Annotated in this window: 8 protein-coding genes and 1 other RNA gene; 5 read left to right on the forward strand and 4 right to left on the reverse strand. The window is 39.2% G+C overall.

Annotated elements, in window-relative coordinates:
• The first annotated feature begins 193 nt into the window (after positions 1-193).
• The 3 genes from H4J56_RS05425 to treF all read left to right on the forward strand — a co-directional run bounded on the left by H4J56_RS05425 (position 194) and on the right by treF (position 4,119).
• Positions 194-1,216: a LacI family DNA-binding transcriptional regulator gene (locus tag H4J56_RS05425; RefSeq protein WP_182258975.1), complete on the forward strand. Its 1,023-nt coding sequence runs from the start codon at positions 194-196 to the stop codon at positions 1,214-1,216.
• A 102-nt stretch (positions 1,217-1,318) separates the two neighbouring features.
• Entirely contained in the window at positions 1,319-2,548 is a 1,230-nt protein-coding gene (locus H4J56_RS05430; RefSeq protein ID WP_182221769.1) for a sugar MFS transporter, read from the forward strand.
• Between the two features lie 23 nt (positions 2,549-2,571).
• Positions 2,572-4,119: an alpha,alpha-trehalase TreF gene (treF, locus tag H4J56_RS05435; RefSeq protein ID WP_259366351.1), complete on the forward strand. Its 1,548-nt coding sequence runs from the start codon at positions 2,572-2,574 to the stop codon at positions 4,117-4,119.
• 143 nt (positions 4,120-4,262) lie between these two features.
• Here the strand turns inward: treF and H4J56_RS05440 are convergent, their stop codons facing one another.
• Together H4J56_RS05440 and H4J56_RS05445 are read right to left on the reverse strand one after the other, a co-directional pair.
• A complete protein-coding gene (locus H4J56_RS05440) occupies positions 4,263-5,090 on the reverse strand; it encodes a PEP-CTERM sorting domain-containing protein (RefSeq protein WP_182221770.1) in 828 nt (275 codons plus the stop codon).
• Positions 5,091-5,126: 36 nt separating this feature from the next.
• Entirely contained in the window at positions 5,127-7,439 is a 2,313-nt protein-coding gene (locus H4J56_RS05445) for an isoamylase (RefSeq protein WP_182221771.1), read from the reverse strand.
• A gap of 168 nt (positions 7,440-7,607) precedes the next feature.
• On the opposite strand from H4J56_RS05445, the gene rnpB reads away from it, so the two are divergent.
• Together rnpB and H4J56_RS05455 are read left to right on the forward strand one after the other, a co-directional pair.
• An RNA gene (gene rnpB, locus H4J56_RS05450) (RNase P RNA component class A) lies at positions 7,608-8,013 on the forward strand.
• A 354-nt stretch (positions 8,014-8,367) separates the two neighbouring features.
• Positions 8,368-9,714, forward strand: a complete 1,347-nt coding sequence (locus H4J56_RS05455) for an AarF/ABC1/UbiB kinase family protein (protein ID WP_182213676.1) — start codon at positions 8,368-8,370, stop codon at positions 9,712-9,714.
• 137 nt (positions 9,715-9,851) lie between these two features.
• Here the strand turns inward: H4J56_RS05455 and H4J56_RS05460 are convergent, their stop codons facing one another.
• Positions 9,852-11,603: a Mur ligase family protein gene (locus H4J56_RS05460; protein ID WP_182213674.1), complete on the reverse strand. Its 1,752-nt coding sequence runs from the start codon at positions 11,601-11,603 to the stop codon at positions 9,852-9,854.
• A gap of 294 nt (positions 11,604-11,897) precedes the next feature.
• A complete protein-coding gene (gene cphA, locus H4J56_RS05465) occupies positions 11,898-14,717 on the reverse strand; it encodes a cyanophycin synthetase (RefSeq protein ID WP_182213673.1) in 2,820 nt (939 codons plus the stop codon).
• Positions 14,718-15,211 lie beyond the last annotated feature (494 nt).

Below are 15,211 nucleotides of genomic sequence, written 5' to 3' on the forward strand. Positions count from 1 at the left end.
TTAGCAGTGCCATATCAGTTATTAGTTATATTTATTGATATTTCCTTCCCCATAATTAATATAAAGATGAATGCAAACGTTTGCAAGTTGTTTTTGCAAACGTTTGCATTGTTGTGCTTTCAATTGCAATACTAGCTAGATATGTAATACTTCCTCGGCATTTATATTTTATTAATTTTGGAAATAAACGGAATTGGCTAACGCAAACAAACTTACTTTGGCAGGGCTGGCTAAACTAGCAGGTGTATCAACGTCAACGGTATCAAGGGCTTTGAATGATAACCCTTTGATAAAAAAAGAAACACGTGAAAAATTACAAGCATTAGCGAGTGAACATAATTTTAGCTTAAATAGAGCTGCTAGCCGTTTACGCACGCAAAAAACCAATGTTGTCGCGGTAATTTTAAACTTAACTGACAATACCGATCAAAGTATTAGTGACCCTTTTTTACTCAAAGTGGTGGGCGATTTAAACCAAGCACTTAATCAAAGTGGCTATGAATTACTGTTGTCGAATTCTTTTATGGCAACACAAGATTGGGCTAATTACTTCATAGGAAGTAGTCGCGCTGATGGCATTATTGTTATTGGGCAAGGTAAAAGCACGGAAAAAATTGAAAAGGTGGCTGAATCTAATGCACCACTTGTTGTGTGGGGCGATCCAAAAGGGCACGCGAACTATGCCGTTGTCGGCAGTAATAATGAGCTAGGTGGATATTTAGCGACGGAACATTTAATAAATACCGGTTGCAAACGTATTTTGTTTCTTGGAGATCCTGAACATGCAGAAATGAGTGAACGCTATAAGGGCTATGGGCGTGCACTAAAAGAGTATGATATTAATATCAGTGATGAATTAACATTAGCGTGTGATATAACCAGTAAAGTGGCTTACGAAAGAATCGGCGATCTTGTTCTTGAAAATGGGCTGTTTTTTGATGGCATTGTTGCATCAAGCGATATGGTGGCACTTGGAGCGTTGAAAGCGTTGAAAGAGCGTTATGTCAGTATTCCAAATGATGTTGGTATTGTAGGATTTGATGATATAGCGATGGCTGAGCTTTTTCACCCGTCACTTACCACGATTAAACAAAATACTAAATCGGCGGCTAAAATTATGGTGGAACAGTTATTAGTTCAGTTTAGTGGCGGAAAAGCAAAATCGGTTGTTATGGATATTGAGTTAATTGCACGAAACTCTACCCGCTCTATCTAATAATCGTTAAATCCTCTTATTATTAGCGCACGAATGCAAACGTTTGCATTCGTGCGCTTTTGATTATAGACTAAACTTAATTATCAAATAATGAGTTTATTTATGTCGCGTTTTATTACCATAAGTGCAATTGCTGCAAGCTATTTCGTTTTTGCTATTCTGCTTAATAGCGTAGGTACTGTCATTCTTCAGTCAATAAATAGCTTTGATATAAGCAAACCGCAAGCGAGTACATTAGAAGGTTTTAAAGATTTATCTATCGCGTTTGTTTCTTTTTTTGTGGCATCAGTTATTCCACGAATTGGATATAAAATTGCGCTGGCTGTAGGTTTAGCCATAGTTACCATCGCTTGTTTCTTAACGCCAGTTATTGGTAACTTTCTAGTGATCAAACTCCTATTCGCCTGTATAGGTGTTTCGTTTGCCTTAGTCAAAATATCAGTTTATTCCATTATTGGTCAGTTAACACATTCAGTAAAATCTCACTCTTCACTGCTTAACACCATAGAAGGTATTTTTATGCTCGGCAGTTTATCGGGCTATTGGTTATTCAGTTTTTATATTGATGGCAATTCGGCAGAGTCTACGCAATGGATGAATGTTTATTATGTGCTAGCCGTTATGTCTTTATTAACCTTAGTGTTAGTGAGCTTTTCTTCGATTAGCAAAGCTGAGCAGTCTTTAACATCAACAAGTATATTTAGTGACTTTGTTGAAATGATAAAAATGAGTTATCAGCCTTTGGTGCTTATCTTTGTCATCTCTATATTTCTTTATGTATTAATTGAACAAGGGATCGGCACTTGGCTACCTACGTTCAATAGTGAAGTCTTAGGTTTACCCACCAATATTAGTGTACAGATGACGAGTATCTTTGCCGCTGCATTAGCATTAGGTCGATTATTAGCTGGGCAAATTCTACGTTACCTAAATTGGTATACCTTTTTGAATATTTGTTTAGCAGGGATGGCATTAATTATTCTATTACTACTGCCATTAACACAAGACCCGACGACGGGTTTAGTCACCAGTGTTTTTGATGCTCCAGCCGTCGCTTATCTTCTCCCGTTAATTGGTTTAATGATGGCGCCTATTTATCCTGTACTCAATTCAGTGATGCTAAGTAGTTTAGCGCGTGCAAAGCACTCATCAATGACTGGACTCATTGTGGTGTTTTCTGCACTCGGTGGTACTACAGGTTCTATTATTACCGGTTATTCTTTTGAAGCACTCGGTGGTCAACAAGCCTTTTATCTCTCATTAATACCTATGGGACTTCTCGTCGCTAGTTTGTATTTTTTTAAAGTCGCAACTGCGAAGCATTCTGTTTAAAGAAATAACAACAAGGTTATCCCATGATGAATACCGAATTATTAAATCAACAAACTAAAGAAAGTTTACATTTTTTTGAAAGTGAATTATTCAAAGATGTGCAAATGAGTGGTTTGTTTGCCGACAGCAAAACTTTTACTGATGCTATTCCTAAAACTGCTTTTATGGAAATTTTACAGAAGTATAAAACTGAAAAAAAACATAAGTCTTCATTCAATTTAGAAGCTTTTATCACAGAGTGTTTTGATATTGTTGAGCATGAAGAAATACGTTCAGAAAACGTAAAAACGAGTATCGCCGAACACATTGATTCACTATGGACCGTTTTAAAAAAGGAAGCTGATCCCAATGCTGTAGGCTCTTTGTTACCTCTGAAAAATCCTTACATAGTGCCAGGAGGTAGATTTAGGGAGATATATTACTGGGACAGCTACTTTACTGCATTAGGTTTGGTTGAGTCAGGAAATATTGCTTTAGCTGAATCTATGTTGAGTAACTTCTTAGAATTACAATCAAACTATGGTTGTATTCCTAATGGTAATAGAAGTTATTATCTATCTCGTTCGCAGCCTCCTATTTTAGGCTTGTTAGTTGAGTTACTTTTGCCTTTTCAACAAAATAAACAGCAATTTATAACAACTCATATTAAAGCCATTGAAACAGAATATAAGTTCTGGATGCAAGGTAAGGCATTGGAGACAGATGAACAATTTGAGTCTAGACGAATCATTAAAATGCCCGACGGAAGTTTCTTGAATCGATATTGGGATGATAATGCTGCTCCTCGTGCCGAATCATATCGTGAAGACATTGAATTATGTCAGGAATTAATGCCTGAAGATCCTGAATCTTTCTATCGTAATATTCGTGCAGCATGCGAATCAGGATGGGATTTTAGCTCACGCTGGTTAGGTGATGAAAATTCATTAGCGTCTATTAGAACCACACGGATTCTACCAGTTGACTTGAATTGCTTATTGTACAAGCAGGAAGAATTACTCGCTAAGTTCTATGAAATACTGGGGAATGAAGCGTCCAGCCTTGTTTATAAAGATTATGCGGCAACAAGAAAAGCAGCAATACAGCGTTATATGTGGTCAGAAAATGATGGTTTTTACATGGACTATGATCTAGATAAAAAATCTTATAGCTCAGTAAAATCATTAGCCGGAGTATTACCTTTGTTTGTTGAGTTAGCTGATGCGAAACAAGTTGACCAAGTTAGTAAGGTGATTGAAAATGAATTTTTACAGCGAGGCGGTTTAATCACGACTGCTATTGAAACAGGCCAGCAATGGGATTCACCAAATGGTTGGGCGCCATTACATTGGTTTGCTGTTCAAGGCCTAATTAAATATGAAAAACAATGCTTAGCACTAACCATTAAGAACCGTTGGCTTAATACGGTAGAGTCGTATTTTCAGCAAACAGGAAAAATAATGGAAAAATATAATGTATGTCAGCAAAGCCATAAAGCCGAAGGCGGAGAGTATGATGTACAAGAAGGTTTCGGTTGGACAAATGGTGTGCATGTCGCCTTTAGCGCGTTATGTATTAAAGAAAGAGATTAAGCTGGATCCTTTTACAATAGCAAGTTTTGTTTGATCAGTTTTGATAATAACTTTTATAAAGAGCAAACCGAGCAGTTATTTGTTTATGCTCGGTTTAATAAATATAGGCTCAGTTTTCTCATTACTTAGTTAATAAAGATCGATTAGTTATGCTTACTACGCTTTGATAACGATAATAAACCAAATGCTATTATCATTAATAAATAACTGCTTGGTTCAGGTACTGAAACTGATTGTTTAGTTTGAATTGAAAGACTGTTGAAATAGGCATTATCGTTTCCAGCATCTCTGTTGTATAAAGAAACACTGTCTATATTTCCACTTCCCATTAATGAACCATTTCGACTTTGGACAAACGAATTATCAAATGCATTGAATATATCGAGTTGGTATAAATCAGCGCTTAATAGGCTGAATGTTATATTAAGTCCTGCATCGGTATAATCGATACCTGTATCAATAACACCTTGCCCATCAAAAATACTGTAATGTTGACCACCACCAATAAAGCCAAATTCAAAGCGGCTTTGCTGGTTATAATCGCCAATAGTATTATGGATATTCTGATTTCTTAACACAAAACCAACAGAGCCACCTTGAGTAATTCCGCCATGCTCAAAGGATACGTTAAAGGTATCACCGGATTGTGTTAGTGAGTTCCCTGCAAAACCTCGGTAAGCTTCAAACTGATTAAAACCATCACCATTTGCATAACTACCCCACGCATTATCACTTGGATTTGAAGCAATGTGATTAAGGTCACTATGCGTGCTTTTATTTGCAAGAAATCCACCAGCACTGCCACTTGCGCTGTCTGTAATGAAATTCCATTCATCAAAGCCTTTACCGCCATTTCCACTCCATTGATTGCCATAGTTATTTGCATTATCTTCTGCAACCGTTATTAAGGATGCTTGGCTGTTAAAAGCTAAAGCCAATATTGAGGCAGCGAGTATATGTTTAATGTTCATGTATATTTTTCCTATTAATTCCGTTTATTATGTTTGTTATTTTGCGATTAATACTAGTATTGCCCTACCACCAAGCCCATAAGAAGTGTATTCACCCCCAATGAATTCTTCAGCACCAGCCGCTTTTACAGAACTAGCGCCGTCATTCCAATTTGAAGTGTCCGTTACTCGATACCAATTTTTACCTGCCCCTGGCCATGGTAATGTGAAGTTCACGTTGTCAGACCAACCGTTATAAGCCACGTATATCGCAGCTGTTGGTTCACTAAATTCAGAGCTATCTATACGATAAGAAATAGCATGGTTATTTGCATCATTAAAGTAATCACCACTAGCAAGATTACCGTCTGGTTTAAACCAGCGTAATTGCTCCATAAAATTGCCATTGGTGTCAGTTGATTGATAAAAATTAGCAGGGCGTAATGATGGATGATTTTTGCGAAACTCAATCATACCTTTAACAAAACTATTGAAGTTGTTTTGGTCTGCATTCCAGTCAAAGCTTAACCAGTTAGCAATTGAGTCTAGGTTGTAGGGATTGTTGTTACATTGTATAGAACGTAAATATTCGTCTCCGCCCGTTAACATTGGCGTACCAGCGCTAAGCATTAATAATGCAAAACCGTTTCTAGCCGCTTTGCGTTGCTCTTGTGCTTGATTATACCAACCTTGATCCCAGCTATGATTACTGCTTTCGCCACCATCTGAAGCGCCAAATGGCCAAGGTTGATTGTTATTTTTACTGTTACACGAATATAAATCTTTTAAGGTAAAACCATCGTGTGAAACCATAAAGTTAACGGAATTCCACGGCGCTCTGCCATCGTCTTGGAATAATGACGCTGAGCCTGTAAGCGCATTAGCCAGTTGGCCTAATGTTACATCTTCGCTACCCATTTGATTTTGATCTTTACGAATAGTGTCGCGATATTGGCCATTCCATTCAGACCAACCCGATGGAAAGCCACCTACTTGGTATGAGTTCCCGCCAATTGCCCATGGTTCGGCAATAAAATCAGTCCCTTTTCCGCCCCATGTTGGACGTTCGGTAAACTCATTAATAATACGATTTAGTGCAGTATAGGGGGCCATTTTGTCATAATTAAAGCAGCCATGTTCGCAGGTGTTACCTAATACCGAAGCTAAGTCAAAGCGGAAACCATCCACGCCAAGTTCTGTTTGCCAATAATCTAAAGAATCAATAATCAGGTTTTGTGCAATAGGATTAACGGTATTGTAATTTCCGCCAACACCCGTATTGTCCCACGAATGTTGCTTGTCATTAGTCAAAGAATAATAGGTAGGATTGTCTAAGCCACGCCATGAATAAAGGTTATAAGTTGATGAATCACCATTTACCCATGCACCACCTTCACCAGTGTGATTGTAAACAACATCAATAAAAACTTTGATGCCTTTGTCATGAAAGGCTTTAACCATAGCCTTGAACTCTTTCGTCGGGCCACCAGCCGATTTATCACTGGAGTATCGACGTTCGGGTGCAAAGTAATTTAAGGTCATGTAACCCCAATAATTATCACCATCGGTTGATGTGGCGACATCATTGGTATCGTTTTGTGTTTCCTGTACAGGTAAAAATTCAACAGCTGTAATGCCTAAATCGGCTAAGTAGTCAGCTTTAAGTGCTGCACCTTGATAAGTGCCACGAAACTGTTCAGGAATTGTATTGTCATTTTTGGTTAGGCCACGCACATTAACTTCATAGATAACATCATCTTTTAACGCACGGGTTGGTTTTATACCGATAGATTGAGTAGAGCTTTTAAGTAATATACCTTTTGGTGCTTGTAAGCCACTGTCGATATTACGGTAGTTCTGACCAGACGCGTAAATGGTACCGTCATTCCACTGAGGTGTTAAATTGTCATGACTTAGTTCTTTAGCGTAAGGGTCACTCAGTAGTTTATTCGGATTAAAGCGATTACCTTGAGCATCAACATCACTGATAAAACCAGCGTTATTACCTTTTTGCCATGCAGTCTCGTATGCCCAGTTTGCTCCCCATGCACGATAGCCATAAAAGATAGTGTCGTTAAGCCGAACGTCTAAATTGTTGGCTGCTATTGATACAGACCAAATATTATTGCTGTCTTTACTTAAAGAATATTGAGCGACTTCTTCAGCACCTATCGCTTGGTCATAAAGGTAAAGATCTATTTTTGTTGCTGTGGCAGAATAAATTCTAAAATTGAGTTGTTGATTATCAATGCTGTACTTTGCACCGAGGTTACTGTGGTTAATATCTGCATGACTATAAAAAGCGAGCAAAAGCGTACTTAAAGCCAGTAGATATTTGGCACTCTGTTTAATTATTATATTTATTGTCATTGTTGAACCTTATTAATATTATATTTTTGGTTGTTATTTGACCTGACTAGATGTTAACTAATTGTGAAAATAGATAGCAATTGTCTACATACGTATTCATACGGGTTTGTTTTTTTAGTCAGATTAATAACCATTGGCGTTTTTTTGTAATTCAGGTAAAATGCGCGGCGAGTTGACCAGACAATCGCTGCTTTATTCTTGTATCAGATGTGTAAACTGAAGATATAGGTATGAGGGGGAGGAAAGTCCGGGCTCCAATGAGCAGGGTGCCAGGTAACGCCTGGGCGGCGTGAGCCGACGACAAGTGCAGCAGAGAGAAGACCGCCGATGGTTGTTTCTAGGAACTTCACAGGTAAGGCTGAAAGGGTGCGGTAAGAGCGCACCGGATTGCTGGTAACAGTAATTGCAGGGTAAACTCCACCCGGAGCAAGACCAAATAGGGTTTCATATGGCGTGGCTCGCGTTGAAACCGGGTAGGTTGCTTGAGCCTTAGAGCGATTTAAGGCCTAGACGAATGATTGTCACTCTTTTTCGAAAGAGATACAAAACCCGGCTTATGTGGTCAACTCAACTATTCTAGTGACCGCTTGATTATTTTAATAATAATCAAGCGGTTTTCTAAAATCCTTTCATATCAATCTATACAATCCCAAATAATGTTATAGCGTTAGCTATAGGAGACTGAACGGCTTTCTATGCTGTTTAATTGACGCATTATCTTAGTCTTCGAAATACATAAATACCTAAAAATAAGCTAGTAATTGAACGTGTTGAAGTAACCTGTCTTTTTTGATTGTAATGTCATTGGTTGCCGGCTTAATTTTTGTTAATCTTATTCTTGCCTCTCACCGCTTGCTATAAATAGTATGGAGGCTAGAGTAAACAACATTAAGGTAATAGTTAACATGCCCAACCAAGCCATTTTGCGATGACCGACAAACGTAAAGAGCGGAAAGTACCTTCCGGAAGAATTGCTCGTCTCGCTAAGTTGGGCGGTTTGGCCTCAGCGGTTGCCGGTAATATTGTTAAAGGTGCGACAAAACAAATGCTCAGTGGACAACGTCCATCATTAACTGAGTCCTTACGTAATATTGACAACGCTATATCTATCACCAAGCGTTTAGCACATATGCGCGGCGCGGCGATGAAACTTGGTCAACTACTCTCCATGGATGCCGGTGAATTACTGCCTATCGAATGGGAACCTATTCTTTCAAGATTGCGCCAAGAAGCTGACCCTATGCCTAAGGCGCAACTACTGAAAACCTTGGCTGCGTCTTGGTCAAAAGACTGGCATCAACAATTTAGTTATTTTTCATTTACCCCCATCGCATCGGCAAGTATTGGTCAGGTTCATCGGGCAACACTAAAGGATGGTCGTCAGTTGGCGATTAAGGTCCAGTACCCGGGTGTTAGAGAAAGCATTGACAGTGATATTGATAACGTCATGAATTTATTAAAACTCAGTGGCGTTTTACCTAAACATATTGATTTGACTAGCGTGCTCGCTGAAGCAAAAGCACAGCTTAAAGCTGAAGCTAATTATTTGCAGGAGGCGGAATTTCTTAACACTTATCGTGAAAATCTGGGTAACGATCCTCGCTTTATTGTGCCCTTTGTTGTTGACGAGCTAACGGACAAAAATATACTGACGATGGAATATATCGAAGGTTCTCCCATCACTGATATTAGTAACATGAGTGCTGGTATTGTTGATTTAGTCTGTAGCCAATTAATGGATTTAACTTACCAAGAGCTATTTACGCATAAACTTATGCAAAGTGATCCCAACTTTGCTAATTTCTTGTATCAGAGCGATACACAAAAAATAGTGTTACTTGATTTTGGCGCTTGCCGGCAGCTCTCTCAACATACCTCAGTACATTATCTTGCTATGGCTGATGCAATGCAGCGTCAAGATAATAATGACATGCGTTCAGCCTTGTATTCGCTTGGTTTAGTTGACAATAACATGAGTGATACCGCGATAGATATTGTGCTAAAGACGTGTTTTGAAGCTAGTTATTGTTTACAAAGTAATACGGGCTACAACTTAAAAAAACAACAACTGATTAAGCGAATTAGAGAGGTTAGTATGCCATTAATTACCGATAAAACAGCGATAGCATCTCCGATATTTGAAGTTGCATTAGTCAATCGTAAAATTACCGGTATGATACTGCTAGCCAATAAGTTGGGGGCAACACTCGATTTTAAAAGCACACTTGCTCCTTATTTACTGGAAAGCGCAAAGCAATTAAACGATGAAACCTAACACAATCGATTTTCAAAACAGCAACTGCTGTTTTAGTCTTTTAAAAGTAAACTTTAGTAACCGCCTGAGCTATTTTTAAATCACTCAGCGGCTTTCTAAAGTTCTCTATTATTCAATGTTATTGATGATTTTATGGTTTACGACATACCTGCTGTTTGATTTGCCTTTTTGGTTAATAACTCGATCACTTTATTTCGTTCAGATAAAACGATTAACAGTGCTAAATCATTAGCTGACAGTTGATTAACAATCTGTTGCGCACCTTGATAAGGACCCTCTGAAAAATAGATGTTATCGGCAGACATACCACTTTCAATCGCTACTTTAGCTATTAAATTTGATATTTCGCCAAGCTCTCTTCCTCTTAAGTACTCGACAGTTTCGGCCGCAACCAATATATCAGGTTTCATTTTTAAGGCTGATTTTGTCATTTTAATAATATCGTCATTGCTGCGATCACCTGCATGACTAAGCATCAAAAACTTTCGTGATGCTGGTATATTGGCCATGGTCAGTGCCATGGCATTCATACCATGAACATTGTGGGCAAAATCCATAATAACCGAAGCGCCATTGAGTTTAAATTGGTTACCGCGGCCCGGATTATCGTCAACATTACTTGAAAAATTTTGCAAGGCAAGACCAATCACTGCGCTATCTATGTGTAAGCTCTTAGCTAAAGCGGTCGCCCCTAAGGCATTTTGAACATTATGTCGGGCAGCGCCGTTTAATGTCATAGGTATATCGTTAACGGCAACGATCATCGATTCAAGGCGCTCGCCAGTGCTGGTATTTTGCGTACAATAAAAAATTGCGCCGTCACGGATGAAACAAATAGCACCACCAATGGCTTTATGCTGTTGAAGTACTGGATTATTTTCATTTAATGAAAACCAACATTTATTAACGGTTAATGTTGGTGCAAGTGCTGTTAAATACGGATCATCAGCGTTGAGCACTAATACACCGCTAGTTAGCGCTTTTGCTACAACCGCTTTGGTTTGTGCAAGCCCTGCTACGGTATTGATACCATATTGCCCTAAATGGTCTTCAGCTATGTTGGTAATTAATGCAGCATCAACGTGATCTATGGGTAGGCCACGGCGCAATATTCCGCCGCGCGCGACTTCTAGAATGGCTGTTTCGGTTTCTGGATGTCGAAGTAACATTCGTGCACCACCGGGTCCTGAATAATCACCATAATCTATTATTTTTTCGCCAACACGAATAAAGTCAGTCGAGGTGACACCGCAACATTTATTAGACTGCTTAATAATTTCAGACATGATACGCACGGTGGTTGATTTTCCGTTAGTGCCAGTGACCAATGCAATAGGAATTGATTGGTATTGATGCCAATTGAGCTGCGTTGGATCTGGTAATGATGTCACTGGCCAGCGTTGACAGCTTTTACCGTAACCTAACGAAAATTCATCATCATCAACTAAATAATCGACATGATTATTTATGGCTAAATCTATTAAGTTAAGTAGAGCAGGGTTAGCCTCTTCGGCAATCATTTGTTTAAGACGAGTGACGGTTTTATCCATTTCTTGTTGATGAGTGTCACTTATACTGCCGGTTAAAATTTTGCTACACGCAAAATCCCATGCGGCTTCGTTGACATCGCAAGATGCATACAAGGCATCCATTGGCGCACTTATCGCAAGGCTTATGCCGTCTTCAAAAATACGATAACACGTAGATTCATCTTGCCAATCGACTGCTGCCAATAACTGATTAACGTAAATTAACCACTGATCAACGACTGTTTGCTTATCGATGCCTGAGACAAAAGCATCAATAATCGCGCCGGGTTTATTCCATAATAAGCTTTTGCCAGTAAGCCGTCGCTGGTCATCTAATGTTAAGGTTATAAGGTTATTCATGGCATACCAATTTGATTAAATTTATTCCCAACGCAGCGCTGTTAGGAAAGTGAGAAGAAGGTAAAGCTGTATCAATATAATTGTTCACTTTGAGACAGTTTTGTTAGGTCATTATTTGTATGACAAGCTCGATGATGATTTCAAAAACTAATACGCAGCTTTATTGGTTTAACAATAGGCTGCGTTAGTTTATGCCGCTAATTTATGCCGCTAGGTTATGTTGGTAACACATCACCTAGCGAGGTTAAGCTTATTCATCTTAAGTTAATGGCAAATAACTGCATTAACTTGGTTTTAATCACTTTCTTCTTCTATGGTTGAAACAATGCGAACGCCTCGATCATCCTTAACTAACTTCATGCCTGACTCTAGTATAAAGGGATCAGGTTCATCGGTGTTTAACATCGAAACAACGGTATGCACGGGTTTTGTTAATGTTTCTGCTGGATTATCTTCACTACCGTTAAAATTAATGATTTGCTTCCAACAACGGGTAATCGCATCACCAAAGACAATCACTAAATCATCTTTATTTGCCATCGACAAGGCTTTTTCAGTAGCTGTGACCTCGTCAGGTATCATCAAGATATTGTCTTCGCTGATACCTTGTGCTTTTAACGTTGCAGCTAACATTTGCGGCACTTCATCACTACCACGTCCACGAAGATTGTCATCGGCGCGACAGATATATAAATCAAAATGTCCAGCGGCTGCTTTGGCGATGTTTTCAATATCTTCATCACGGCGATCTCCCGGTGCGGCTAATACCGCAATACGCTTACCATTAACGTCTAATTTAGTCGCTAATTCGCTCATATGGCGAACACCATCGGCGTTGTGAGCATAATCTAAAATAACTCTAAAAGGATGTTCATCAAAGACGTTCATTCGCCCCGGTGCTTGATAGAAGGTGGTGTTGAACGTTCTTAATCCTTGTTGAATCGCATCAAGTGGTTTATCTAGAGAATAGGCGAGGGCAGCGGCAAACATCGCATTTTGTACGTTATGAGTGGCTTTACCTTCCAGTGTAGCAGGAATTAAATGTGTCCAAAGTAATGGGATATGCGCACCGTTATCAAAGATGGTGATCATTTCACCATTGATGCCCTTTTCAAGCACCACGGCACGTCCACCCGCGCGAATATGCTCCCTAACTAAACCATGTCCTGAATTCATAGTCACATAACATAAATGTTTTGCTTGAGTATGGTCGGCCATTTTTAAACAAAGTGGGTCGTCGGCATTAAGTATGACCGCGTCTTTGGCTACTTCAACGACAATACGTTTAATTTCAGCAAGTTGTTCTAGGGTATCAACACCTTTTAAGCCTAAATGATCGGGTTGAACATTAATGCAGGCGGCAACATTACTTTCTCTATAACCTAAACCTGAGCGAACGATGCCACCACGGGCAGTTTCAAGAACAGCAATATCAACCGAAGGATCTCTTAAGACAATTTGTGATGCAACGGGTCCGGTCATATCGCCTTTTACTGATAACAGACCATCAACGTACACACCATCAGTTGATGTCATACCTACAACATGTCCTGCTGTTTTTAAAATGTGCGAAAGCATTCGTGAAGTTGTTGTTTTACCGTTGGTACCTGTAATGCCGGCAATAGGGATACAAGTGGGTGTATTAGGTGGAAAGAGCATATCAATAACTTTGCCAGCAACATCACGAGGTTTGCCATGGCTTGGTGCAACATGCATACGAAAACCTGGCGCAGCATTGACTTCAACGATACCGCCGCCGATATCTTTATATGATTGAGTAATGTCAGAGGTCAGAAAATCAACACCGCCAACGTCAAGACCAACGGCTTTTATCGCTCGTTCAGCCATCACTTTATTGTCAGGGTGAACTACATCAGTCATGTCTATCGCGGTGCCGCCCGTTGATAAATTAGCGGTTGAACGTAAATAGAAAATTTCGCCTTCAGGTAATATGGTATCAACGCTATAGCCAGCTTCTTCAACTAAACGGGTTGCTTGTGAGTCCATTTCGAGTTGAGTGAGCACTTTTTCATGGCCAACACCCCGACGCGGGTCTTCATTTACAATATCGATTAATTGCATAATGGTGTGTTTATTGTCACCAACAACATGACCCGGTACGCGTTTTGCGACAGCAACAAGTTCGCCATTAACAACAAGCATTCGATGATCTAAACCGGTTAAAAATGACTCAACTAAAACAGCTCTACTGGTGCCTTGTTCGCGGGCAAAATCAAATGCTGTATTAATTTGCTCGTCAGTGGTTAAATCGATAGAGACGCCACGGCCATGGTTAGCATTTAATGGTTTAAGTACAACCGGTAAGCCAATACGTTTTGCTGCTTTTATGGCATCTTTGGCAGAATAAACCATTTGTTGTCTAGGCACAGGTAAACCGAGATCATTTAATAAATTGTGGGTGTCTTCTTTATCACAAGATATTTCAACAGCAATATGATTCGTTTGGCTAGTAATGGTGGCTTGAATGCGCTGTTGGTATTTACCATGGCCAAATTGTACTAAGCTGTACTGATTTAACCGTAGCCATGGGATATGACGTTCTTCAGCTGCCGTTATTAAAGATTGAGTACTGGGACCAAATTCTTTGCGCTGTGCATAACGAATAAAGTTTGATAGCTCCTCAGCAAAATCGAAATCGGCTTCTAATTTTGTTTGTAGTTGTGCTTGAATATTTACTGGCATCACTGAGATAAGCAGGTTTCTGGCAAGTTCAGCAGCAGCTAATCCAACATCTCGTTGTTTGTACTGAAAGACCATATCATATTGACCAACTTCGCCATTGCCTCTGGTTTTGCCAAAAGTAACTTCAGTACCGGCCATGCATTGCAGTTCTAAGGTTGCATGTTCCCATATGTGAGCTATCCAGGTACCTTCATCTTCTTGCAAGCGCCTAATAAAACCGCCAGATTCGCCGTATGAACAGCCATGCTCTTTTAAACCGGGTAAGGCTTCAATTAAGCCATCAATGAATTCTTTACCTAATTTTACCGAAGGGTATTGCTCTAATATGCCAACATCAACAGCGTGTCGAATAACAGGAAAATGGGCGTAAACATTAGGGCCAACATAAACATTACTTGTTAATATTTTCATTATATGTCCAAAAATCAGGTGATTAGAATTATTATTATGTGTACCTACAAGTTGAACCTTTTGTCGAAAACAGGGTGCAACAAAATATAATATGACAATTATTGGGAGGAATAAATCACGGTGATACTGAACTTACTATGTGCACAGGTTCTATTGATGTGCATATGTTGAGTTACAAACCGAGAAGTTTCAACGCATTACACTTAAGATCTTTATAAGATCGAATAGAAGTAAAAAATTGCCATAAAAAAATAATGGTATAACAAAAAGATACCATGGTTTTACTAATAGACAAGACAATTTTTTTCTAAACTTGCTAATGATAAAATGCGCAAGGAAAGTCAGCCAAAAAGTTATGGTGAATAGCGTCGTAGAAAGGTGTTTTTTAATTCGGGTTCAATGAAAAAGAAGCGGCGTTTGTGAGCCTTTTAAATAGATTTGCCCATAAATAATGCGTTTATTTATGGGCAAATTTTAGCTTAGCTTATTGGTAT

Origin of the sequence: Colwellia sp. BRX8-4 (assembly GCF_014077345.1) — a bacterium.
Classification (GTDB): domain Bacteria; phylum Pseudomonadota; class Gammaproteobacteria; order Enterobacterales; family Alteromonadaceae; genus Colwellia_A.